Here is a 23,272-nt window from a genome sequence, read left to right as displayed (position 1 = left end):
TTGTCGCCGGCTTCCCGCACAACAACAAACAGGGATCTCAACATGAAAAATGTACCGCTGTATCTTGCAGGTGAGTTTGTCGATAGCAAAACCAGTGAATGGATCGACGTCACCGACCCCGCCACCAACGAAGTCATTGCCAAGGCGCCGTGCACCACCGATGCGGAAATGCGCCAGGCCATCGAATTTGCCGGTGAAGTCTTCAAGACCTGGAAGGAAGTGCCGGTCTCCGAGCGTGCCCGGGTGATGCTGCGTTACCAGGCCCTGCTGAAAGAACACCACGATGAAATCGCCGAGATCCTGTCCCAGGAAACCGGCAAGACGTTCGACGATGCCAAAGGTGATGTCTGGCGCGGCATCGAGGTGGTTGAACACGCCGCCAACGTCGCTTCGATGATGATGGGCGAGACCGTTGAAAACGTCGCTCGTGAAGTGGACACCCACTCCTGGATCCAGCCTCTGGGGGTGTGCGCCGGTATTACCCCGTTCAACTTCCCGGCCATGATTCCGCTATGGATGTTCCCGATGGCCATCGCCTGCGGCAACACCTTTATTCTCAAGCCCTCCGAGCAGGACCCGATGACGCCCATGCGCCTTGCCGAGCTGTTTGAACAGGCCGGCGCACCCAAGGGCGTGCTGCAGGTGGTTCACGGTGGCAAGGCACAGGTAGACGTTCTGCTGACCGATCCCGCCATCAAGGCGGTTTCGTTCGTCGGTTCCGTACCGGTCGGCCGTTACATCTACGAAACCGGTACCCGCAACATGAAGCGTGTACAGAGCTTCGCCGGTGCCAAGAACCACATGGTGATCCTGCCGGATGCCGACAAACAACAGGTGATCAATGCCCTGGTCGGCGCCTCCGTGGGTGCGGCCGGTCAACGCTGCATGGCAATTTCTGTCGCCGTGTTCGTGGGCGAAGCCCAGCAGTGGATTCCCGAGCTGAAAGAGGCCATGGCGAAAGTACGCCCGGGTGCGTGGAACGATTCCGGAGCCAGCTATGGCCCGATCATTTCCGCCAAGGCGAAAGACCGTATCGAGTCCCTGATTGCCACCGGCGAAGCCCAGGGCGCCAAGCTGTTGCTGGACGGCCGCGGTTGTACCGTAGACGGATTGCCCGATGGCAACTGGGTTGGCCCCACGCTGTTCTCCGGTGTCACCACCGACATGGACATCTACAACGAAGAAATCTTTGGCCCGGTGCTGTCGTGCGTGGAAACCAACACTCTTGGTGAGGCTATCGAGCTGGTGAACAAGAGCCCGTATGGCAACGGTGTCTCCATCTTCACCAGTTCCGGTGGTGCCGCACGCCGCTTCCAGCATGAAATCGATGTGGGCCAGGTGGGTGTGAACATTCCCATTCCGGTGCCCCTGCCGTTCTTCTCGTTCACCGGCTGGAAGGGTTCCTTCTACGGCGATCAGCATGCCTACGGCAAGCAGGCGGTGCGCTTCTACACCGAAACCAAGACGGTTACCTCCCGCTGGTTCTCCAGTGAGGCGGCCAGCACGGAAGCCAACTTCTCGATCCAGTTGCGTTAATTGCGTTGAAGGTGGGGTATTTGGGCCGGAATCCGTTTCCGGCCCCTTGTTTTCCCCGCCCAATACCAAGCCCTATTTATCTGGAGCGTAACGATGGACTTTAATCTCTCCGAAGATCAGCTGGCGTTTCGCGAGGCAGCGCGCGCGTTTGCGGAAAAATCCATGGCGCCTCACGCCGCACGGTGGGATGACGAGCATATCTTCCCCAAGGACGTCCTCAAAGAAGCGGGCGAGATGGGCTTCATGGGCCTCTACACCCCGGAATCCCTGGGTGGTATGGGACTGTCACGGCTGGACACCTCCGTGATCGTGGAGGAACTCGCCGCCGCCTGTCCCTCTACTGCCGCGTTTATCACCATCCACAACATGGCCACCTGGATGGTCGCCAGCTTCGCCTCGGACGACCTCAAACAGGAAATCGTGCCAAAACTGGCCAGCGGCGAGTGGCTCGCCTCGTACTGCCTGACCGAGCCGGGTGCCGGCTCAGACGCGGCCAGCCTGCTTACCAGGGCGGTGCGGGAAGGCGACAGCTATGTGATCAACGGCAGCAAGGTGTTTATTTCCGGCGCCGGCGCCACCGACATACTGGTACTGATGGCCCGCACCGGCGCGCCGGCTTCCGGCTACAAAGGCATTTCCACCTTTGTGATTCCGGCAGACGCCGAGGGTGTCTCCTACGGTAAAAACGAAGAGAAGATGGGCTGGCACAGCCAGCCGACCCGGATGATCAGCCTTGAGAATGTGCGCATTCCGGCCAGCAACCGGGTGGGCGAGGAAGGCGAGGGGTTCGCCATCGCCATGAAGGGCCTGGATGGCGGGCGCCTGAACATCGCCACCTGCTCCCTCGGAGGTGCCCAGGCCGCCCTGCTGCGGGCCCGCAACTACATGCACGAACGCGAACAGTTCGGCAAACCGCTGGCCGCTTTTCAGGCCCTGCAGTTCAAGCTGGCCGACATGGCCACCAACCTGGTGGCAGCGCGGCAGATGGTGCGCCTCGGCGCCTTCAAACTCGATAACGCCGACCCGGAAGCGACCCTGCATTGTGCCATGGCCAAGCGCTTCGCCACCGACGCCTGCTTCGAGGTGGTCAACGAGGCCCTGCAGCTGCACGGCGGTTACGGCTATATTCGTGAGTACCCGCTGGAGCGCTACCTGCGCGACCTGCGAGTGCACCAGATCCTGGAAGGCACCAACGAAATCATGCGCCTGATCGTGGCCCGCCGGCTGCTTGAGGATGGTGTGGCAGAGGCCATTCAGTAAAGACGGTAAAGACGGGGTCAGATGAAGTTTTCATCTGACCCCAATTTCAGACCGGGGGCCAGACTCCGGGGTCAGATGAACGCTTTCATCTGACCCCATGTTCAGACCCCATTTGCAGCAGAGGACAACACTATGAGCGACCTGATCCAGCTCGAAAAACGCGGCCACATCGCAGTACTGACCATCAACAATCCGCCGGCCAACACCTGGACCAAGGATTCCCTCATTGCCCTGATAAACATCATCAAGGAGCTGAACGAGGATCGGGATATTTTTGCCCTGGTCATGACCGGGCAGGGCGAGAAATTCTTCTCCGCCGGCGCCGATCTGAAAACCTTCGCCGACGGCGACAAGGCCCGGGCCAACGAAATGGCCCAGTTGTTCGGCGAGGCCTTTGCCACCCTCGGCCGGTTCCGGGGTGTCTCGATCGCCGCGGTGAACGGCTACGCCATGGGTGGCGGTCTGGAATGTGCCATGGCCTGCGACATCCGCATCGCTGAAGAGCATGCCCAGATGGCGCTTCCTGAGGCGGGCGTCGGTCTTTTGCCCTGCGCCGGTGGCACACAGAACCTGCCCTGGCTGGTGGGTGAGGGTTGGGCCAAGCGGATGATCCTGTGCGGTGAACGCGTGAAGGCCGATACGGCGCTGCGAATCGGCCTGGTGGAAGAAGTAGTGCCCACCGGAAAGAGCCTGGAGAAGGCGCTCGAGCTGGCCGAAATGGCCTGCAAACAGAGCCCCTCGTCCACCGCCCGTTGCAAGACCCTGGTGATGAGTGCGCGGGATGGCCGCAGCCACGATGACGGCTGGCGCATGGAGCGGGAACTGTTTGTGGAGTTGTTCTCCACCGACGACCAGAAAGAAGGCGTGAATGCGTTTCTCGACAAGCGCAAGCCGGAATGGAAAAACCGCTGAAGCCGGCGCAGTGAACGCTAGCTCAAGGATCTGTTATGAGTGATCACCCGATTATCTTTGAAGAGTGGAAAACCGCCGACGGCGCGCTGATCGCCGTGGCCCGGCTGAACATGCCCAGAACACTGAACTCGCTGTCTCTGGAGATGATCCGCCTGCTGACCCCGCAACTGAAGCGCTGGGCGGAAGACCCCGCGATTCAGGCGGTCTGGCTCGAGGCGGAAGGCGACAAGGCGTTCTGCGCCGGCGGCGACATCGTGGCCCTGTATCGCAGCATGACCGAGCCCCAGGGTGCCAGCGCCAGTGAGGGTGAGGCCTTCTTCTCCGAGGAATACGCGCTGGATTACCTGATCCATACCTTTGCCAAGCCCATTGTGTGCTGGGGCCATGGCATTGTGATGGGCGGCGGCATGGGCATCATGGAAGGTGCTTCCCACCGGGTAGTGACCGAGGGCTCAAAGCTCGCCATGCCGGAAATCACCATTGGCCTCTATCCCGATGTGGCTGCAGGCTGGTTCCTGAACCGGACGCCTGGCCGTACCGGCCTGTTCCTGGGCCTGACCGGCGCTCGCCTCAACGGTGCCGATGCAGTATTCACCGGCCTGGCAGACCGTTTCATCCGGCACGATCTGAAAGCCGATGTGGTAGCCGAGTTGTGCAAGCGCAACTGGCAGGAAGAGGGTGCCCACACCGTGGTCGGCAGTGTACTCCGGCAGTTCGAGCAACAGAGCGCGGATGCCATGCCGGAATCGCCGGTGCGCAGCCATTTCGACGAGATAAACCGGGTAACCGATGCCGACTCTCTCGAAGACGCGGTCAGCCAGCTTAAAGAGCTGTCTGGCGGTGACGGCTGGGTGGCAAAAGCAACCCGTTCCCTGGCGGGTGCTTCGCCCACCTCGCTGGCGCTGGTCTGGCGTCATCTGCATGCCAGCAAGCATGACAGCCTGAAACAGGTGCTCGATAAAGAACTGACGATTTCCACCAACTGCCTGAACAAGGGTGAATTCGCCGAGGGTATTCGTGCCCTGCTGATCGACAAGGACCAGCAGCCGCGCTGGCGCTATGCGTCCCTTGCCGAAATGGACAGCGCGTGGATTGACGATTTCTTTAAATGATAGCAGGCCTGGGTGTCGGATTACGCTTCGCTAATCCGACCTACCCATAGCGCAACCAGACCGTAGGTCGGATTAGCGAAGCGTAATCCGACAAACTAACCCGACCTACCCGGAGCGCAATCAAACCGTAGGTCGGATTAGCCAAGCGTAATCCGACAAACATCCGAAATATAAGAACAAGGGGAATGAACATGGCAAAAATTACCTTCATCGGCCTCGGCAACATGGGCGGCCCCATGGCCAGTAACCTGGTAAAAGCGGGCCACGAAGTCACCGTATTCGACCTGTCCAAAGACGCCGTTGCCGCCCTGGTATCCGAAGGCGCCAAAACCGCAGGCACCGCCCACGAAGCGGCCAATGGTGCCGAGTGCGTCATCACCATGCTGCCCGCCGGGCAACATGTGGAAGCGGTGTACCTGGGCGACGATGGCCTGCTGGCCAGACTGCCGGCCGGCACCCTCGTGATCGACTCCTCCACCATCGCGCCGGAAACCGCCCGGGGCGTGGCCGAAGTGGCAAGAGCGAAGGACATCCCGTTCCTCGATGCGCCGGTATCCGGCGGCGTGGGCGGCGCCAAGGCCGGCACCCTGACCTTCATCTGCGGCGGGGCAGAAGACGCCTTCAACAAGGCCAGGCCAATCCTGGACGCCATGGGCAAGAACATCTTCCACGCCGGCGATCACGGCTCCGGCCAGGTGGCCAAGATCTGCAACAACATGCTGCTGGCCATCCTGATGGCGGGCACCAGCGAAGCCCTGGCATTGGGCGTGAAGAACGGCCTCGACCCGGCAGTGCTTTCGGAAATCATGAAACAGAGCTCCGGCGGCAACTGGGCGCTGAACGTCTACAACCCCTGGCCGGGCGTGATGGACGGCGTGCCGGCATCACGCGGGTACGAGGGCGGCTTCCTGGTGAACCTGATGAACAAGGACCTGGGCCTGGCCTTCGACAACGCGGTAAAGAACCACGCGGCCATCCCCATGGGCTCGCTGGCCCGCAACCTGTTCGAGCTGCACGCCGGGCAGGGCAATGGCACCCTGGACTTCTCCAGCATCCAGCGGCTCTATAAACCCGAGTAGCGTAAAAACGGGGTCAGATGAAAATGGGGTCAGATGAACTTTTCATCTGACCCCATTTTCATCTGACCCCCTGTTCACATCTGACCCCCTGTTCAAGCCCACAGGTACACGACCAGCCACTGGATTTTCTGAGCCAGTGCTGGTACTTTTCCCGCCAGTTGTCATTCGGTCGCTCAACCAGGGATGTGGTTGACCAAAGGCTGCCAGTGACAGGACATAACCATTTCTTCAGGGACCGAAGACATGCCCCAGGCAAGCGGATTGCAGTTTACCGCCCGTGTTGGCGAACTCCCCTCTGATCTATTCTCTGTGGTCGGCTTCATACTGACTGAGCGCCTCTCCGGGGTGTTTCACGGCCATCTTGAGCTGGCCAGTACCGACCCGTCGATTCGGGCCTCCGAGATACTGGAACAGCCGGTCGATCTCGTGATCTGGCAGGACGGTGCGCCGCTGCGGCGCTTTACCGGTGTGGTCAACGAATTTGCCCGGGGCGACTCCGGCCACCGGCGCACCCGTTATGAACTGGTCATTCAGCCGCCGCTCTGGCGCCTGGGCCTGATGCACAACAGCCGGATGTTCCAGACCCAGAGCACTGACACCATCGTGCGCACGTTGCTGGAAGAGCGCGGCATTATCGATTCGGCCTTCGATCTGAAGCGCCCGCCACAGCAGCGGGAATACTGTGTTCAGCACCGGGAAAGCGACCTGGCCTTTCTCGAACGCCTGGCCGCCGAGGAAGGCTGGCACTACCGCTACGAACACGGCAGCGTGGATGGCGAGACTCAGCCCGCGCTGGTTATTGCCGACCACCACGGCGATACACCGAAACTGGAGCCGGCAGCATACAACGCCAAGGCCGGTGGCCAAACCCGGCGCCCGGTGGTCTACCGGTTCCGGTATGAGGAGCGGGTAAGGGTAGCCTCCGTGGCGATGAAGGATTACACCTTCCAGAATCCCGCTTACGCCCTGATGCACGAACAAGCGGCCGGCGGATTAAACCATCGGGAAGACTACCAGCACTTCGACTACCCCGGCCGGTTTAAGGCCGACGCCAGTGGCCAGCCTTTTACCGAAGCCCGGCTTCAGGCCCTGCGTAACGACGCCAGCACCGCCTCCGGTGAGAGTAACCGCCCGGACTTCAGCGCCGGCGCCAAGATTGAACTGACGGAGCACGACAGCGACGCCCTGAACCGGGAATGGCTGCTGACCGCCGTAACCCACACCGGGACCCAGCCCCAGGCATTGGAAGAAGAGGGTGGCAGCGCGCCGACCACCTATCACAACCGTTTCACGGCCATCCCCGCCGACCGCACCTGGCGGCCACAAACACCCCACCGCCCCCTGATGGACGGCCCGCAGATTGCCATTGTCACGGGGCCTGAAGGCGAAGAGATCCACTGCGACGAACACGGCCGGGTAAAGGTCCGTTTCCCCTGGGACCGATACTCGAAAAACGATGAACACAGCAGCGCCTGGCTCAGAGTAAGCCAGGGCTGGGCCGGTGGCCAGTATGGTTTCATGGCACTGCCAAGAATCGGCCATGAGGTGATTGTCTCATTTCTCGACGGCGACCCGGACCAACCCATCATCACCGGCCGCACCCATCACGCCACCAACACCCCGCCGTACCCGTTGCCGGAACACAAGACCCGCACCACCCTGAAAACCAAAACCCACAAGGGCGAGGGCAGCAACGAGCTTCGGTTTGAGGACGAAGCGGATCAGGAACAGATCTACGTGCATGCCCAGAAGGATCTGGACCTGCTCACCGAACACAATCGTACCGAGGTCGTCAGGAACGACAGCCATCTGACTGTCGAGAACAACCGATTCGGCCATATCAAAGGCAACGACCATCGCACCGTGGATGGCGAACATCGCGAGAGCATCAGCGGCGATTCCAGTCTCACTGTCAACGGCAGCCACCACAGCAAACAGGGAAAAAACCAGCTCATCGAAGCTGGCAGCGAGATTCATCACAAGGCGGGTATGAAGATCGTTATTGAAGCCGGTGCGGAAGTGACGCTAAAAGCTGGGGGCAGTTTTGTGAAGGTGGATCCCAGTGGCGTGACGGTATCGGGGCCTTCGGTACGGCTGAATTCCGGGGGTGGGCCGGGTAGTGGTAGTGGGATGGCAGCGCAGGGTCCGGTTCTGCCGGCCAGCTTGACTGAAGCCTCCGGCACCAGTGAAACGGAAGAGCTCGCGGAAACCGACACCCGATCCATCGCGGCCCCTGCTCCAGCTTCTGCTCAAGCCTTGAAATCGGCGGCCAAGAAGGATTTTGCATTGGTAAAACAATGTGGGCGAAAGCCGGATGGTACCTGCGCGCTAGCTTCCTGCTCCTGCGAGAATGCGACTGAAGGTGCGACTGCATGATTGGCTTGGATTCAAGAACCAGAGAGAAGGCCTTTCTCCTGCTGGATGGAGCGGTTTTCGACGCGCGAAGATTTATCTATGAGAAAGACGATCAGCCCGAGCTGGAATACCTGTTCCTCGGCACGCCCCATGAGGCTGCACTGGAAGTTACCCCATGCCTGGTGAAACCTTCAGAAGTGACCCGTCTATGGGAAGCGCAGCCTGAGTGGCAGGATAAAGGCATCCTTCTCGTTGCTGACGAGAGTCTGATAGCCATTGCGGGCCACTTGCGAAGTCTGCTGAGCGTGCAATTGCCGGATGGCGGGTATGCCTATCTGAGGTATTACTCGCCCAATCAGCTTCGGCGGCTGATGTTCACCTTCAACGAACAGGAGCGAAATCGGTTCAGCGGACCGATCAAGGAGTGGTTGGCTTTCCAGTCGGACGGCTCTTTGTCCCGTTTCCGCTCGGAGGCGTCAAGGCCCGCCAAAGCCGCTTCCGACGAAGGCTGGTTCCTGCTCACGGAACAGCATTTGGCGGCCCTGTCGGACAGCGCAAAGAACGAGTTCGTGGAAAAGCTGGGGCGCTTTCTGGCGATGAATGATCCCGTGCGGCTGTACCGATTGATTGAGGATGCAAATTCCCAGGGTTTCCGAACTGAGAAGGAAGTGAGCCGATACGCGGAGCTGGCATTGGTTCATGGGGAGCGCATCAAGCGCCTGGAAAGTCAGGCTATCTTGTCAAACCCAGAGCAATCCACGGGCGCGCGTCTGAACGCATTGGATAAACATTTGGCATACGGAGTTGCCTGATGAGTTCTGAATACACCGTTCGCTCCGGCGACACACTCGGTGCAATCGCACAAAGGCATCAAACCACCCTGAGCAGTTTGATGCGGCTGAATCCCGACATTGAAAATCCCGATCGTATCTTTCCCGGGCAGTTGCTCAAGATGCCGGCGGCCAACGATGAGGGGTTTTCCAACTGCGAAGTGGGTGCTGTTGCTCAGGAGCCCTCATGTTCCGAGGAAATCGTGGAGGTCGTTCACGTAACGGGAGCGGACGAGCTGATCCTCTTGACGGAGGAGGAACTTGCGGAGTGGGTGGAAGAAGAGGAATTTGTCTGTGGCCCCGTTACCGAATTCTATAGCAAGCTGGACGGGCTTGATGATGGCGAGACCGACTCAGAATTAGGCGCGACAGACGGCGAAGGGCAGCTGCTGTCGGAGGTCCAGAAAGAGAAAGAGCGGCTGGTCAACGAGCTTGAAGCACGCTCCGTACTGACCAATGACATGCAGACCATCCCGCCAATTACCGAAATAAAGCGTTTGGCGGGCAACAAACATGTCACCTTTGTGCGTTCTGACAAGATCGCAAACCACCGCCGCCGGTATTCCATAGCAGCCAGAGACAGGGCGCGAAGTAAGGGCTGGTTAACTGGGAAAGGTGTCGATCCGGCGAAGCTAAAAGAAGCCATCCGAAGCGAACTCAATATCAAGTTCAACGCAACCTTATGGGAGCCGGATAAAAATGGAGCGCTTATGACGACGTTGAACAAGTTTTACGATGAGGCATCCTGGTCTATTTGGGGAGACGCCGAAGCCAGACGGGAAGCGGTCGACGAGACCGGGTTCGATGCTTCTGCAGAGGCCCAGTTCATGCGGTTTGCAGCCGGTGCGACGGCCTCGGGTGAATTTGATCCGCGCAAAGGGAAAGTGCATTTCCAGGCGAAAGTGGAAGGACAATATGCGCTGGCACAGGGCAAGGTTGGTGTTGAACAGGCCTTCCCCGTGAATAACCGGTCCGAAATCCGGATGCCCTACCGTGTTGGAGGATGGGATGGCGAGCGAAGAATTGCTTCGTTGGGACATTTCCAGGCTGCAATTAATGCTTCGCTTTCAGGTTTCGCGGGCGCTTCGGCGCTAATGGCTGCCAACGTTCATGTTTCCACCACCGATGGGCTGCCCACTGTGAAAGGTATTGCTGCAAGGACACATGGGCAAAAAGCCGGTATCGAAGGAAGTGTTTTTGCCGGGGTTCGTGGAGGTTGCGAGGTTTCCGGTGAGCTCCGGTGGAAGGATGTTCTGACCGAACAGAGAGAGTGGGACAAGCTTTGTCGAATCGGGAAGAAAGTTGAAGCAGCGTTGGGCGTGGGGGCTGAGGCGGAGCTCAGGCTGTTATTCAGCAGGGATACTGGCAAATTTTATCTCAACTTACATGCTGGGCTCGTGTTGGGGGTGGGACCATCTGGAAGCTTTCTTCTAGAGATTGAAACCCAAAAAGTTATTCGGATGCTTCATTTTGTCTATAACGCACTCTTGGACGTAGATTTCCGATATTTGGAATTGTTCGAGCGAAGAACAGCCGCGTTCGATTGGTATCGGCGGTTTAGCCTGTATGCGCTGTGTCGCGGATTGACAGCGATTGATACAGCGGTTGAATTTACTGAAGTTGCAGCGGACCGGATCGAAGAATTCGTCAACGAGTTGTTTATTGCTCGAAAACGTGAACTTGAAGCAGGGGAACTTGCCGAGAATGTGGTCGAAGATATCAAATCCGCGGAAAATTCTGTGTTTCTTCACTCTCCTCCAGAGGTGAAAGGAACAGTGCTGGATAACATTCTCTACGACTGGTGGGTGACACCTGATATTTGGAACGAGAACGATATAAAAATTCAAGCCGTAACCGAGATCATGAGCTCGTTCCAGAGTTGGCGAGACTTCGAGGAAACTTTGGTCCGCATGAACCCCGAGGGGCTTGCACGAAGAAAAGAGTTCGATAAGAACCTTGAGCGCTTATTCGATTTCATTGGGAAAACTGAATCAGATCAGCGGCTTTTTATACGCGGATTACGGGATCGGTCTGCTCTTGCAGGCACGCCTGTGAAAATGGATCCCTTTGACGTCTGCCGTATCTGTCGCATTGGATAAAGGAGCATTGTTTATGTTGAAGCCTTGCCCTCTAAAAGTAGTGGGTTTACTTGTGTCGCCCGCTGTTTTAGTAGCGTGTGGGGGAGTGGGTGGAGGTGATGAATGGCCCAGTTCTGTGAAGGCTGTTGCCGATCAGGCAGTCGAGAATCAGGTTTTCGTCAAAGGAGGGACGTTTAAACTTGGAGACATAGGGCGACCAAACGGAACTCCGTACATGGTACTGACAGATCATGCACTGCCACCGGTTGAGGTCAAAGTCGACAGCTTTTCTATCTCCCGATACGAGACGACCTGGGGGGAAATGGAAGTTTACTACGAGGATGTTGGGCGAGCTCATCTATACGAGGATGACTACACGGACCGCAAGTATTTGAACGCCTCGGACGATCCAATGTCGCCCTATTATAACCGCAAACCAGCCCGGGTACCCAATTATTACGAGGCTGAACGGTACTGTGAATGGCTGTCTGATCAGACAGGCCTCCCCTTTGCGCTGCCGACTGAGGCTCAGTGGGAATACGCTGCCCGAAGTCGGGGGCGCAATGTCCCTTACGCGACAGACACGGGTGAAGAGCACAACGACACCTATTTACAACGACCCAGAGAGTACATCGACCCAAGCATACCTCCCTCCGGCAACATGTTGAGCCACGACTCGGGCATTATGGAACGCAGACCCGTTGGGACCTATCCTCCAAACCCACTAGGCCTCTATGACATGAGTGGGAACGTGGCGGAATGGACTCAGGATTGGTTCGAGGAGGACTACTACAAGCATGCGCCATTTGATAATCCGAGTGGCCCTGTGGGGCCGCCAGACCCGGAAAAGCCAGAGAAAACCGTACGAGATTGGGCTGGAAAGGGGGGTGGCTTTGGCGGTGGCGGCACGGTCTTTGTCAGGAGTGGAGTCCATGTTGAGGCCCCCGGCACGGGCTTCCGCTGCGTGGTCAACCATCCTGAACGTATCAACTGATCACCAAACTCAGATAAAGAGCTTAATCTGGGTTCTTTTTAATTCATCGTGCACCTGAACCCCCTGGTTTCTGCAGCCAGGGTTTCCGACCCTTTTTGACGAGTTACTGTTGTGTTTCCGTGAAATTCTTTATAGTTTCCGCCCCGGAGGACTCGGTAGGGCAGCTCTTCAAATATATCTCTCTGCCCCTCGACAGGACCTTTAGGGTTATCGACTGGAGATTTCTCGTAGTAATCATGTGAGTAATTGTCGCTCACCCATTCTCCAACGTTCCCTGACATGTCATACAAGCCCAGTCCGTTCGGTGGAAATGCGCCCGGCGGTTTCGGTAACGCAACTTTATCAGAGGGAGGGGAGTAACGGCTGTATTCGACTTTTGCTGCCATAGTGACGTCTTCAACTGCCTCTCCGCTCCCGGTGGCGTAGCGAGGCATTTGTCCGCGAGATCTAGCTGCAAACTCCCACTCTGCCTCTGTAGGAAGCCGGACTTTAGCATCGGCGCGTTTACCAAGCCATTCGCAAAATGCTTGCGCGTCTGACCAAGATGCGACTGCTGGCAACGTTGCTTCAAATCGCTCAGAGTTTTCGCCCCTCATATCGCCATATCGATCATCGGAGGGTTTGTAATCCGTAACCGCCATAAACAACTCGAAATCCCCTTGTGTCACTTCGTACTTCTGAATATAAAAATCATCAACGATGACGCGATGTGCCGGAATGGTATCGCTGCGAACACTCCACCCGCCGGGATTTCCCATCATAAACTCCCCACCTTCGACAAAAACCATGGCGTCCATCTGTCGCTGGACCATGTCTTCCGCCTGGGATTCGTAATAAAGGTTGCAGCCTGACAGGGTAGAGGTGGCAACAAGACAAGAAACAACGAGGTAACGCATGCTTGCTCCGTGCATTGGGATTAACACTCCATGTGTTTCTCGATTCTATCAACTTACGTGAAGCAACAGAATTACCGGAGAGATAGTTTGTGCGGACTGGAAGGACCGAGTCCCATGTTGTGACTTTCGAGGCCAATCAGTGTGACCTGGATGCCATGGATGAAGGCTAAGGTTACTCAAGGCAGTACCGTAGTCTGAGCTTCCGAATCAGATGGATCCAAGCGATAAAGACGCGGGCAGCCGGAAAATCTACAATTCAAGCATGTTCGGCAGTTAAACTTTTTGAGAAGGAACAACGAAAACCAGTGGTTTCATTGGTTACTCGTTGAATGGCTTTGCGTCTCGTGACCGTTGTGTTGCCGGAAAAGTCCTTGAAGTCGCCACCTCGGAGAACCCGGTAGGGTTCGTTACTCCAGTTTTCTATGACAGGGTCGACGGGGCCTTCCGGATTATCAATTGGGGAGTCTTCATAGTAACCACCGTGATAATAATCTCTTATCCACTCGGCTACATTGCCCGACATGTCATATAGGCCAAGCGGGTTTGGGGGGAAGCTGCCGGGAGGCTTGGGCAGCACTTGTTTTTGTCGACGGTACTGTGACGGGCGAGCGGCCATTGTTACGCCTCTTTCTGCTTTTCCGGTTGCAGTTCCATAACGCATCATTTTGCCGCCATTTCTGGCCGCGTATTCCCACTGAGCTTCTGTTGGCAGGTTTACGTTTTTACCGGTTTGCCCACTCAGCCACTGGCAGAATTCTGATGCATCTGACCATGAGACCACTGCTGGAAGCTGCGGCTGGTAACGGTCGGGTTTTTCCTCGCGAAGCTGTTCATAATATTTGCTTGAGTACTCATATCCCGTCGTAGCCATAAACAACTCAAAGTCCCCCTGAGTGACCTCATACTTCTGAATATAGAAATCATCCAGAACCACTTTATGGGGCGGCCAGCTGTCCCTGCTTCCGTCCCACCCTCCAGGATTCCCCATCATAAACTCTCCACCTTCGACAAAAACCATGGCATTCATCTGTCGCTGGATCATGTCTTCTGCCTGGGATTCGTAATCGAGGCTGCACCCGGAAAGGGTAGAAGTAACAACAAGGGAAGAAAAAACGAGATAACGCATGCTTGCTCCGTGCATTGGGGTTAACACTCCGTGTGTCGCGCCAATTCTACCAAGTTGCGTGACGTAACAGAATTCCCATAGACACAGTTTGTGTTCATTGGCTACGCCAGGTCTCACTTTGCGGCCTTCATGGCCAGCCAATTCGAGTATAATTTCTACTCCCGAAAACAGAGCGTTCTCGGGCAAGGAAGCAACGATTTTTCAAAGGAATGACTATGAAAACTTTCAACACGCTGCGGGTGATTTTTGCACTCGTGGGTGTCGGCTTGCTTGTCGCCGCCTTTTTCTCTTTCCAGAGTACTTCAACCTTTCTTGAAAACGCGACAGCCACGCCAGATATTGTCACCGATTTGATTCGATCGCGTTCCCCGTTGATCAGTCGTTTCAAGCTTGGCCAGCGAACAGAAGGCAAAGCCAAAAACAAAACGCCGGACCTGCGACTGGGGATTCAGGAACTGGAATATACCCACAGCACAATGCAGACGGGCGTCGGACAAGTCGATGATTTCAATTTGACCCGAAACACACCGTTGAAACGGATTACAGGCTGGGTTCCGGTACCGGAAGATCACGCGGTGCACTTTCTGGTAGAACGGAACCTGACGGGTGGCGAAACCAATGCGTTTAATCATAATGAAAGGCGAACGATTAGCCTGAGGATGGTCTTGCAGGCCTGCATCGAGAGCGAGGTTGGCTACTTCAGAATCCCCATGCCAGTACTTGATGATTACCAGCCGTTTGATGCCGCTCGTCACGGTGTGTTGCCGGATAAAGAGCGCCAGGCTTTTAATCCGTTCAACAATGAGCCTGTACCTTACTGGATTGTGAAAGAGGTTGCCGTGTGAGTGAGAATGGCCAAAAAGACAGCCACGAAAAACGCGGTTTTCGGGCGGATAAGATTCGGTATCTTCCGGAATCTGCAAAAAGTCGGGACCGGCTCGGTGAGGATCTTCAACCTGTCGGTGACTATGCAGGAATCAACCCCTACTACCGGGTGTGTGAGGATCTAGAGGTTGTCCAGCATCAGTACCAGAACGATCCGAATGGGTTCTCATCGGGGGACTGGTGGTGGGATCAACGTCAGATTCGATTTCTTAATGGTAAGGCATTTATTGGCCTTTCGGCTCTGCTGCTGTTGATACCTTATGTTTGGGGTGGCGTGGTTCTGGTCGGTGGCGGAATATTGGCCCTATATTTTGCCGATTTGGTAGACATACCTAAGGTCCTGAAGTTTTTTTGGATTCTTTTTGCAGGTTTTGCTTGGATAGGAGTCTCCTTCTGCATCCTCATAAAAACCATGCCCTGGGTCATGGGCGGTTTCGCCCTGCTACTCAGACCATTCGACAAGTTGCTGGGAAAACTCCTGGATCGCAGCCTGGAGTCGGGCGAAAGCGCCTTCAACCGTGAAACAGGCGAGGTGAGCTTCGCCCTGTCGGGCAACAAGAAACTGACGGCCCCCTTTGAGGAGTTCGATGCCTACGTGGAACGAGTAGTCCAGCATGGTGGCATCTTCTATCGCCTGATGTTTGTCCACCGTTACACCGGCAAGCAGTTCAGCCAGACCTCCATCAGCCGGATAGAACCAGCCAGAGAAGAAGTCATGGCCCTGTGGGACATGCTGCAGCGCTATATGGATGTTTCCCAACCGCTGCCGGATGTGCCAAGGCTGGAGCCTTTCCGCCACCTGGACCCGGTGACGGTCGAACACGACCAGCGTACCGGACGTGATTCCCGATTCTGGCGTGATTTGGATCTGGAATCCTGGAAGCAGGGCGAAGGGGCGGAGTGGCTGAAACGTCAGGTCGAGTATCCCTGGAACAAATGCACCTGCAGGCTGACGCCGCAGATTGGGAAGATTTCGATGGATGCCTATAGAGAAAAGATGGCGTCTGTAAAAATGGGGTCAGATGAAAACGGGGTCAGATGAACTTTTCATCTGACCCCGTTTTCATCTGACCCCAAGTTCACGGCCGGGAGTTAGATTTCCACCTCCTCAAACAACTCCGGTACCTCGGCATCCCAGCCAAACTTTTCATGAATGCGCTTGCGCATAACGTCACTCGCCACCATTTCCCCATGAGTGACATATACTTTTTCAGGCCTGAGCGAGCCCTGCTCCAGCCAGGCCAGAATCTCGTTGTAGTCCCCATGCGCCGAGAGCGAATCCATATTGTGAATTTCCGCCTTCACCGGCCAGTACTCACCATGAATTTTCACTGATTCCGCACCGTTCACCAGAGCATCCCCGCGAGTCCCAGGCGCCTGAAACCCGGCGAACACAATGCTGTTACGGGGATTGGGCAATAAGGTCTTCAGATGGTGCAGCACCCGCCCGCCGCTGGCCATGCCACTGGCGGAAATGATCACGCAGGGGTAGCGCACGGCATCCAGCTCGATGGATTCCTCCACGGTACGGACAAACTCGGTTTTCTCATCCATCAACTCGCACTGGGCAGCATTCAGCTTGTGTTCCTTGTGGTGTTTGCAAAAGATCTCGGTGGCTTTGATCGCCATGGGGCTGTTAAGGAACACCGGTAATTTTGGAATTTTGCCGTCGCCCATGATCTTGTGAATCACATACAGCAGCATTTGCGCCCGGCCAACGGCGAATGCAGGCAGTAGCACGATACCGCCGCGCCCCGCTGTTTTTGTGATGATCTCGGCAAGCACGGCCTCAGGATCCGACTCGCCATGGGCCCGGTCGCCATAGGTGGATTCGCACACCAGCACATCCGCCTTTTGAAGCGGCTCCGGCGGGCGCATGATGATGTCGTTCTGCCGGCCAACGTCGCCACTGAACACCACCGTGCGGTCCGAGCCCTGGTGATGAACGTGCACGCAGGAGGAGCCCAGAATATGCCCCGCCGGCGTAAAGGTTACCCGGAAGCCTTTCACCGGCTCGAAGGCTTCATGGTAGTGCAGCGACTCGAAGTGCTTCAGCGCCTCCCAGGCGTCTTTCTCGGTAAACAGCGGCTCCGGTTTCTCGTGTTTGGAGAACTTCTTGCGGAAGGCATACCTGGCATCCTCCTCCTGCAGGAAGCCCGCATCGGGTAGCAGCACCTTGCACAGCTCGTGGGTGGCCTTGGTACAGTACACCTTGCCTTTGAAGCCGTTCTTCACCAGGGCAGGCAGGTAGCCGGAATGATCAATGTGCGCATGGGTAAGCACCACGGCATCAATCGTGGAAGGATCCACCGGAAACGCCGCCCAGTTGCGCTTGCGCAGGGTTTTAACGCCCTGGTACATACCGCAGTCCACCAATACCCTGTGCTTCTCATCCGAGAGCAAATAACGGGAGCCGGTGACCGTTCCTGTGGCGCCGAGGAAGCGAAGTTTCATGTTGAGATCCTTTTTGTTGATTAAATCGGGGTCAGAAGAAAGCGTTCTTCTGACCCCATCTTTAACAGTGATACTATGGCGTAAAAATAGGGACTGATGAAGGTTTTCATCGCGGCTCGCTTTGCGTCAGGTCAAGGAGGACCAAGTTAATGCACTGCCAACGCTTTGGGTTGGACGTATACATTACCCGCCATGCCAGCGAACGCATGGTTCAGAGAAGGGTTAGTGACTCAGAAATCGCAGAACTCATGGAAACCGGTGAAATACGATATAAAGATAGCCAACGGCTATGGGTAGCCAAGGCATTTGAAGACCGGTGTGATAACCTGATCTGCGTGGCAGTCGCGCTCGAAGACACGCTGGTCGTAAAGACGGTGATGCATCACTTTAGTTGGGAGGTTGAGGGATGAGAACAACCTATGACGAGGCGGATGATATTCTGGTGTTGCACCTCTCAGAGAAGCCCATCGTGAAAGAGGTTTCTCAGGATTGGAATACGCATATCAGCTATGCAGATGATGGCACCGTAGTCGAAGTTGTCATTCTGGAGGCTTCCAGGCAGGGGGCTTGGCCTTTGCTTTGTAGTCACGCGGCGTAGTAGCCAGTTTTTGAAATTGGGGTCAGAAGAAAGCTTTCTTCTGACCCCGTCTTCACTGACCCCGCCTTTAAGGACGCGCCCATGGATTACAGCTCCATTCTCCCGGATGTCATTAAAGTAGCCGACGAGGCCAGCGAGAGAGTGCTGCACATCTACCAGTCGGACTTCAAGGTGAGCTACAAGGCCGACGATTCACCCATCACCGCCGCAGACACCGCCGCCCATGACATCATCACCCAGGGCCTGCGCACCATCAGCCGGGACATTCCCATCCTCTCCGAAGAGGGCAAGGATATTCCTTGGGAGGAGCGCAAGCACTGGCGCCGGTTCTGGCTAGTCGACCCCATTGACGGTACCAAGGATTTCACCCAGCGCACGGGGGAGTTCACCGTTAATATTGCCCTGATTGAGGATGGAGAGGCCATTCTGGGTGTGGTCACCGCGCCCGCTTTGCATGAGGCCTATTGGGGGCTGAAAGGCGAGGGCGCCCACAAAAGGGATCGCACTGGCAGAGTTCACCGCATCCGCGTTGCCGAACCGAAAGCCGTAAAGCGTGTGGTGGCCAGCAAGAACCACCTGAACCCGGAAACAACAGCGTTCATAGAGGAGCAGATCGGCGAGCATGAACTGGTGCAGGCCGGCAGCTCCCTCAAGTTCTGCCGCATTGCTGAGGGTCATGCCGATATCTACCCGCGGTTAGGGCCTACTTGCGAGTGGGACACCGGCGCGGCTCAGGCTGTTTTGGTGGCAGCGGGTGGTAAAGTGGAGACTCTGGAGGGGCAGCCGCTAAAATACGGCAAGCAGGATGTGCTAAATCCGTATTTCATTGCTGCGGGAAACTGGTATATTTTTTGACTTTCGCTGGTAAGGGGCGAGGGACAGAGTGAGGCACGGATGACGTTTTTCCTTCGATTGAGAGAATGGTTGTTTGAGTTACCGAGGCCGCAAAAACGCCTGGTCTCGGTTTTCGCCGATTTCTGCTTTATCAGCATTGCGTTTTGGACCTCGTTTGCGCTGCGTTTCGAAGATCTGGCCTGGATGCCCAATGAGCGACAATGGATGACGTTTGGTCTTACCATACTTGTCTCCATTGGCGTTTTTGTGAGGATCGGTCTTTACCGGGCGGTCATTCGATACATCAGCGAAAAAGCGCTGATGGTGATGATGGCTGGAGTTGCAGCCTCTGCGTTGGCGCTTATTCTTTCCGGCTTTGTTTTCCAGGCTTTGGTGCCCAGATCTGTCCCGGTGATATACGGGGCGTTTCTTTTCATTATGGTAGCGGGCACCCGGTTCACATTTCGTACCATGATCAACCGGCCCCGCGAAAAAGCCAAAGGGCGCGTTCTTATCGTAGGGACAGGTCCGAAGGCGCTCCAGCTCCACTTTGCCCTGATGCAAGGCACGGAATACCGGCCCATGGGCTTTGTGTCTCTCGATCATCAAAAACACAAATCTCTTATTGCCGGGTTGCAGGTGTACCCGGTTGAACACATCAAGCGTGCGGCCCGAGAACAGGGTATTCAGCGTGTGTTTCTGGCGCTTGAGGACAAGGGCTCAATCAGCCGGCGGGAACTGATTGAAACCCTTGAGGAGCTGGTTATTCCGGTACAGACCGTGCCGGCGATGTCGGAACTGGTTGCCGGGCAGGCCCGGATTAACGACATCCGGGAGCTCGATATTGCCGATCTGTTGGGGCGTGATCCGGTTTTGCCGAACAAAGCCGTGGTGGCGAAGAACCTCAGCGGAAAAGTGGTGCTCGTCACTGGCGCAGGGGGCTCTATCGGTTCGGAGCTCTGCCGTCAGATCGTGCGCAACGGGCCGGCCGGTATTGTACTGCTTGAGCAGTCCGAATTCGGCCTGTTCAGCATTGAACGCGAACTCAAGTCCATCAACGAAGTCGAGAACCTCGGGGTCGAAATAAACGCGCTTCTTGGCAGCGTTATACACCGGCGACGCAACGAGGTAATCATGCAGTCGTTTGGTGTCGACATTGTCTACCATGCCGCAGCGTACAAACACGTTCCTCTGGTTGAGGGCAATATTCTGGAGGGCATCCAGAATAACGTGGTTGGAACCTGGCACTGCGCAGAGGCGGCCATCGCGGCAGGGGTTGAGCGCTTCGTACTGATATCCACTGACAAAGCGGTACGGCCCACCAACGTTATGGGATGCTCCAAGCGGTTGGCCGAACTCGTTCTTCAGGGTTTGGCGCAGCGCCAGGGCGGAACCATTTTTTCTATGGTTCGTTTCGGCAACGTGCTTGGCTCATCCGGCTCGGTGGTGCCGCTGTTTCGTGACCAGATTCGCGATGGAGGCCCTGTAACCGTCACCCATCCCGATATCATCCGTTATTTCATGACCATCCCGGAAGCCAGCCAGTTGGTGCTCCAGGCCGGAGCCATGGGGGAGGGCGGAGAGGTCTTTGTTCTGGATATGGGAGAACCGGTAAAAATTGCCGATCTGGCGAGGAAAATGATCCGGCTGATGGGGCTTACCGAGAAAACGGAAGCTGATCCCCATGGAAATATTGAAATCCGGTTTACCGGGCTTAGGCCGGGAGAAAAACTCTTCGAAGAGCTGCTGATCGGAGAGCATGCTCTTCAAACCGTCCACCCAAGAATCATGATGGCCCGGGAAGAATCATTGTCCTGGCCGAGCGTTGAGGCGTTGCTCTCGAAGCTGGTTTCGGCATGCAAGAGGTTTGATTACGAGGCCGCCATTGAGTTGATGCGTAACGCGCCAACGGGCTACTCACCTTCGTACAAACCTGAAGACCGGCTTCAGGGGCGCAGTGTAAGTGAAAGTTCCCGGAGCCCTCAGGCCTCAGGTAAACCGGGAAATATACACCGGCTCCCGCTTTAGCGAGGCTTCACCGGTGTATGCTGGATACGGACTAAAAAGATGTTCTTCCGTTACAGAATTTATACCGTTCTGCGACACAACCCCGGCTCATTATGATAACCTTGCGCGTTTTTATCAGGGCGAAAAAGACAGTGTCCGGAATGCGGTGAGACTAGCATGGTCGGACTTCAGTGACATCAAGCAATTTCAGGTCGGTACGAGTGGAACAGTCAGGGACGGTGGCGGTCACAGGCGCCAAAGGCTTCGTTGGGCAGTATCTCTGCGAAGGCCTCAGGGCAGATGGCTACTCTGTTCGTGAGCTGAGCCGAAACGGAGGCAATGGCGCCGACCAGTTTGCCATCGGGGACCTGGGTGCCGACCCGGTATGGACCCCTTGCCTCCAGGGTGTCGATACGGTTATTCATTGCGCCGCTTTGGCCCACGCCCCCTTGAAAAAACACCCCTCAGCAGTTGAGCACCTTTTCCGCGTAAACTGTCATGCCGTTGACTCATTGGCAAAGGCCTGCCGGGAATCTGGTGTCCGGCGTTTGATTTTTCTCAGCAGTGTTAAAGTATACGGCGAGTCAACCTCGGGGCGCCCGCCCTTCGCAGAGGGCGATATACTTCAGCCGGAAGATGACTACGGCCGCAGCAAATGCCAGGCGGAGGCGATATTGAAAGGCTATCAGAGTGACGAGCTGCAGATCTGCTGCCTTCGCCTGCCCCTGGTCTATGGCGCTCAAGCCAAGGCAAACTTTGCGAGACTCAGAAAGTTGGCGCTATCGGGGTTGCCGGTTCCCCTGGGTGGGGTAAGGAATCGCCGAAGTGTACTTGCGCTGGCGAATTTGCTCATGGTGGTGTTGTGCCTTCTGCAAAAACACCGGTGGTCATTTTTTGAGCTGAATGTGGCTGACCCCGAGCCCGTCTCGACGCCGGATCTCCTGCGGATAATTGCCGAATCGTCCTCCAGGCCCACCAGACTGCTCTCTCTTCCTGACCGATGGCTGCGTGCTCTTGCCAGCCTCGTTGGGTTTCGGCCTGCCATGGAAAAGCTTATGGGGGATTTGGAGCTCAGCCTGAAGCTTCTGGCCCGTCAATGTCCGGATGCCGGGCTCAAGACCACCAATAGTGCTTTCCAATACATGCAGGATGAGTACTGCCAAAAAAACGGAGCGCCGAAGTAAGCAATGCGAGTGCTCCAATTCTACCGAACGTATTTGCCAGAAACCCACGGCGGCGTGGAAGAGGCGATCCATCAGATTTGTCTCTCCACCCGGAAACACGGCGTGGTTCAGCGTGTGCTTACAATGGCCCACGTGCAGAATGTGGAGACTCTCGAGCTACCAGAAGGGCAGGTGATACGCGTGCCGGTTCAGGCTGAGCCGGCATCCTGCTCAATGGGCGTTGAAGCCTTTCGGGTATACCGGGAGCAGGCAGAGTGGGCCGATCTGATTCACATCCACTACCCCTGGCCGTTTGCCGATCTGGTACACCTGCTTTCGGGTGCTCAAAAGCCGGTTCTCGTAACCTATCACTCCGACATTATCCGCCAGTCTCTGCTGGAAAAGCTTTACGCGCCGCTGCGCTGGCTTTTTTTCCGGAAGGTTGGCCGTTTTGTCGCCACATCGCCCAACTACCTCGCCACAAGCCGTTTATTGCAGCGTTTGCAACCGCGAGTTGAAGTTGTGCCCCTGGGCCTGGCACCGGAAAGTTATCAGCCTCCGAGTGAAGAGGCGCTGCGGGCCGTTGAGCAGTCCTACGGGTCGGGTTTTTTCCTGTTTATTGGTGTGCTTCGCTATTACAAAGGGTTGCGCTTCCTGATTGAGGCTGCGGCCCGAACGGGATTGCCCGTGGTTATAGCCGGCCACGGCCCGGAACAGAAAGCACTCCGGGAACAGGCAGAACGAGTTGGCGCAAAAAGTGTACAATTTGCAGGTTTCGTAAGTGATGACGTCAAACAGGCCTTGATGGCGCGGGCCGCAGCGATTGTTTTCCCCTCCTGCGAGCGCTCAGAGGCTTTCGGAGTAACCCTGCTTGAAGGGCAGTTGCATGGCCTGCCATTAATCACCTGTGAGATCGGAACAGGCACCAGCTTCGTGAATCAGCATGGTGAAACCGGCCTGGTCGTGCCGGCGCGCAGTTCCGAAGCGCTGGCCGGTGCCATGCAGCAATTGCACGAAAACCCCGAAAAAGCGCGGCGCATGGGCCTGGCTGGACGGGAGCGATTTGACAGCGTATTTTCCGGCAACCAGGTGGGCGAGAGATACCTGAACCTTTATCGGAAACTGCTGGAACCTGATTCCATTTAATCATTAC

Annotated in this window: 20 protein-coding genes; 17 read left to right on the top strand and 3 right to left on the bottom strand. The window is 56.4% G+C overall.

All coding sequences use genetic code 11. The annotated features are described in order from the left end of the window. Positions 1-42 precede the first annotated feature (42 nt). The 9 genes from msub_RS06210 (at position 43) to msub_RS06170 (ending at position 12,156) form a co-directional block, all read left to right on the top strand. Positions 43-1,536: a CoA-acylating methylmalonate-semialdehyde dehydrogenase gene (locus msub_RS06210; RefSeq protein WP_048495212.1), complete on the top strand. Its 1,494-nt coding sequence runs from the start codon at positions 43-45 to the stop codon at positions 1,534-1,536. 93 nt (positions 1,537-1,629) lie between these two features. Beyond that, a complete protein-coding gene (locus msub_RS06205) occupies positions 1,630-2,796 on the top strand; it encodes an acyl-CoA dehydrogenase family protein (protein WP_048495211.1) in 1,167 nt (388 codons plus the stop codon). Between the two features lie 132 nt (positions 2,797-2,928). After that, entirely contained in the window at positions 2,929-3,708 is a 780-nt protein-coding gene (locus tag msub_RS06200) for an enoyl-CoA hydratase (RefSeq protein ID WP_048495210.1), read from the top strand. Positions 3,709-3,743: 35 nt separating this feature from the next. Continuing rightward, positions 3,744-4,820 carry an enoyl-CoA hydratase/isomerase family protein gene (locus msub_RS06195; RefSeq protein ID WP_048495209.1) on the top strand — a complete coding sequence of 359 codons (1,077 nt, stop codon included), beginning with the start codon at positions 3,744-3,746 and terminating at the stop codon, positions 4,818-4,820. Between the two features lie 191 nt (positions 4,821-5,011). Next, positions 5,012-5,899 (top strand): 3-hydroxyisobutyrate dehydrogenase, encoded by an 888-nt coding sequence (mmsB, locus tag msub_RS06190; RefSeq protein ID WP_048495208.1) that lies wholly within the window; start codon positions 5,012-5,014, stop codon positions 5,897-5,899. Between the two features lie 243 nt (positions 5,900-6,142). Further along, on the top strand, positions 6,143-8,275 hold the full coding sequence (locus msub_RS06185) for a type VI secretion system Vgr family protein (protein ID WP_048495207.1): 2,133 nt from the start codon (positions 6,143-6,145) through the stop codon (positions 8,273-8,275). Further along, positions 8,272-9,066 carry a DUF4123 domain-containing protein gene (locus tag msub_RS06180; protein ID WP_048495206.1) on the top strand — a complete coding sequence of 265 codons (795 nt, stop codon included), beginning with the start codon at positions 8,272-8,274 and terminating at the stop codon, positions 9,064-9,066. The genes msub_RS06185 and msub_RS06180 overlap by 4 nt, the downstream gene beginning before the upstream one ends. After that, positions 9,066-11,183 carry a LysM peptidoglycan-binding domain-containing protein gene (locus tag msub_RS06175; RefSeq protein WP_048495205.1) on the top strand — a complete coding sequence of 706 codons (2,118 nt, stop codon included), beginning with the start codon at positions 9,066-9,068 and terminating at the stop codon, positions 11,181-11,183. The genes msub_RS06180 and msub_RS06175 overlap by 1 nt, the downstream gene beginning before the upstream one ends. Before the next feature lie 13 nt (positions 11,184-11,196). Further along, positions 11,197-12,156 carry a formylglycine-generating enzyme family protein gene (locus tag msub_RS06170; RefSeq protein ID WP_048495204.1) on the top strand — a complete coding sequence of 320 codons (960 nt, stop codon included), beginning with the start codon at positions 11,197-11,199 and terminating at the stop codon, positions 12,154-12,156. 38 nt (positions 12,157-12,194) lie between these two features. Here msub_RS06170 and msub_RS06165 read toward each other — a convergent pair whose 3' ends face one another. Together msub_RS06165 and msub_RS06160 are read right to left on the bottom strand one after the other, a co-directional pair. Further along, a complete protein-coding gene (locus msub_RS06165; RefSeq protein ID WP_197083791.1) occupies positions 12,195-13,052 on the bottom strand; it encodes a formylglycine-generating enzyme family protein in 858 nt (285 codons plus the stop codon). A gap of 256 nt (positions 13,053-13,308) precedes the next feature. After that, on the bottom strand, positions 13,309-14,178 hold the full coding sequence (locus tag msub_RS06160; RefSeq protein WP_197083790.1) for a formylglycine-generating enzyme family protein: 870 nt from the start codon (positions 14,176-14,178) through the stop codon (positions 13,309-13,311). A 215-nt stretch (positions 14,179-14,393) separates the two neighbouring features. On the opposite strand from msub_RS06160, the gene msub_RS21755 reads away from it, so the two are divergent. Next, the gene (locus msub_RS21755; protein WP_048495201.1) at positions 14,394-15,023 is read left to right on the top strand and encodes a hypothetical protein; all 630 of its coding nucleotides are present in this window, start codon (positions 14,394-14,396) and stop codon (positions 15,021-15,023) included. Next, positions 15,020-16,105, top strand: coding sequence for a hypothetical protein (locus msub_RS06150; RefSeq protein ID WP_048495200.1), 1,086 nt, complete (start codon positions 15,020-15,022; stop codon positions 16,103-16,105). Before msub_RS21755 ends, msub_RS06150 begins: the two co-directional genes overlap by 4 nt. A gap of 50 nt (positions 16,106-16,155) precedes the next feature. On the opposite strand, the gene msub_RS06145 is transcribed toward msub_RS06150, so the two are convergent. Beyond that, positions 16,156-17,517 carry an MBL fold metallo-hydrolase gene (locus msub_RS06145; RefSeq protein WP_048495199.1) on the bottom strand — a complete coding sequence of 454 codons (1,362 nt, stop codon included), beginning with the start codon at positions 17,515-17,517 and terminating at the stop codon, positions 16,156-16,158. A 149-nt stretch (positions 17,518-17,666) separates the two neighbouring features. Here msub_RS06145 and msub_RS06140 point away from each other — a divergent pair, with 149 nt between their 5' ends. The 6 genes from msub_RS06140 to msub_RS06115 all read left to right on the top strand — a co-directional run bounded on the left by msub_RS06140 (position 17,667) and on the right by msub_RS06115 (position 23,265). Then, a complete protein-coding gene (locus msub_RS06140; protein ID WP_082146418.1) occupies positions 17,667-17,927 on the top strand; it encodes a DUF4258 domain-containing protein in 261 nt (86 codons plus the stop codon). Next, positions 17,924-18,115 carry a DUF2283 domain-containing protein gene (locus msub_RS06135; protein WP_048495198.1) on the top strand — a complete coding sequence of 64 codons (192 nt, stop codon included), beginning with the start codon at positions 17,924-17,926 and terminating at the stop codon, positions 18,113-18,115. Before msub_RS06140 ends, msub_RS06135 begins: the two co-directional genes overlap by 4 nt. A gap of 81 nt (positions 18,116-18,196) precedes the next feature. Continuing rightward, entirely contained in the window at positions 18,197-18,970 is a 774-nt protein-coding gene (gene cysQ, locus msub_RS06130) for a 3'(2'),5'-bisphosphate nucleotidase CysQ (protein WP_048495197.1), read from the top strand. Positions 18,971-19,009: 39 nt separating this feature from the next. Next, positions 19,010-20,977, top strand: a complete 1,968-nt coding sequence (locus tag msub_RS06125) for a polysaccharide biosynthesis protein (RefSeq protein WP_048495196.1) — start codon at positions 19,010-19,012, stop codon at positions 20,975-20,977. 200 nt (positions 20,978-21,177) lie between these two features. After that, a complete protein-coding gene (locus msub_RS06120; protein WP_048495195.1) occupies positions 21,178-22,140 on the top strand; it encodes an NAD-dependent epimerase/dehydratase family protein in 963 nt (320 codons plus the stop codon). A gap of 3 nt (positions 22,141-22,143) precedes the next feature. Further along, positions 22,144-23,265 carry a glycosyltransferase gene (locus msub_RS06115; protein WP_048495194.1) on the top strand — a complete coding sequence of 374 codons (1,122 nt, stop codon included), beginning with the start codon at positions 22,144-22,146 and terminating at the stop codon, positions 23,263-23,265. Positions 23,266-23,272: the final 7 nt, after the last annotated feature.

This window comes from Marinobacter subterrani, assembly GCF_001045555.1.
Taxonomy (GTDB): Bacteria; Pseudomonadota; Gammaproteobacteria; order Pseudomonadales; family Oleiphilaceae; genus Marinobacter; species Marinobacter subterrani.
Note: the sequence above shows the minus strand (reverse complement) of the source record. Positions and strands in the feature narration are given on the sequence as shown.

Bases quoted from the DNA above. Each gene is read 5' to 3' on its own strand.
- msub_RS06180 (WP_048495206.1), top strand. From the start codon at position 8,272: ATGATTGGCTTGGATTCAAGAACCAGAGAGAAGGCCTTTCTCCTGCTG.
- msub_RS06165 (WP_197083791.1), bottom strand. From the start codon at position 13,052: ATGCGTTACCTCGTTGTTTCTTGTCTTGTTGCCACCTCTACCCTGTCA.
- msub_RS06115 (WP_048495194.1), top strand. From the start codon at position 22,144: ATGCGAGTGCTCCAATTCTACCGAACGTATTTGCCAGAAACCCACGGC.
- msub_RS06160 (WP_197083790.1), bottom strand. From the start codon at position 14,178: ATGCGTTATCTCGTTTTTTCTTCCCTTGTTGTTACTTCTACCCTTTCC.
- msub_RS06140 (WP_082146418.1), top strand. From the start codon at position 17,667: ATGCACTGCCAACGCTTTGGGTTGGACGTATACATTACCCGCCATGCC.
- msub_RS06145 (WP_048495199.1), bottom strand. From the start codon at position 17,517: ATGAAACTTCGCTTCCTCGGCGCCACAGGAACGGTCACCGGCTCCCGT.
- mmsB (WP_048495208.1), top strand. From the start codon at position 5,012: ATGGCAAAAATTACCTTCATCGGCCTCGGCAACATGGGCGGCCCCATG.
- msub_RS06200 (WP_048495210.1), top strand. From the start codon at position 2,929: ATGAGCGACCTGATCCAGCTCGAAAAACGCGGCCACATCGCAGTACTG.
- msub_RS06210 (WP_048495212.1), top strand. From the start codon at position 43: ATGAAAAATGTACCGCTGTATCTTGCAGGTGAGTTTGTCGATAGCAAA.
- msub_RS06185 (WP_048495207.1), top strand. From the start codon at position 6,143: ATGCCCCAGGCAAGCGGATTGCAGTTTACCGCCCGTGTTGGCGAACTC.
- msub_RS06170 (WP_048495204.1), top strand. From the start codon at position 11,197: ATGTTGAAGCCTTGCCCTCTAAAAGTAGTGGGTTTACTTGTGTCGCCC.
- msub_RS06125 (WP_048495196.1), top strand. From the start codon at position 19,010: ATGACGTTTTTCCTTCGATTGAGAGAATGGTTGTTTGAGTTACCGAGG.
- msub_RS06195 (WP_048495209.1), top strand. From the start codon at position 3,744: ATGAGTGATCACCCGATTATCTTTGAAGAGTGGAAAACCGCCGACGGC.
- msub_RS06135 (WP_048495198.1), top strand. From the start codon at position 17,924: ATGAGAACAACCTATGACGAGGCGGATGATATTCTGGTGTTGCACCTC.
- msub_RS06175 (WP_048495205.1), top strand. From the start codon at position 9,066: ATGAGTTCTGAATACACCGTTCGCTCCGGCGACACACTCGGTGCAATC.
- cysQ (WP_048495197.1), top strand. From the start codon at position 18,197: ATGGATTACAGCTCCATTCTCCCGGATGTCATTAAAGTAGCCGACGAG.
- msub_RS21755 (WP_048495201.1), top strand. From the start codon at position 14,394: ATGAAAACTTTCAACACGCTGCGGGTGATTTTTGCACTCGTGGGTGTC.
- msub_RS06205 (WP_048495211.1), top strand. From the start codon at position 1,630: ATGGACTTTAATCTCTCCGAAGATCAGCTGGCGTTTCGCGAGGCAGCG.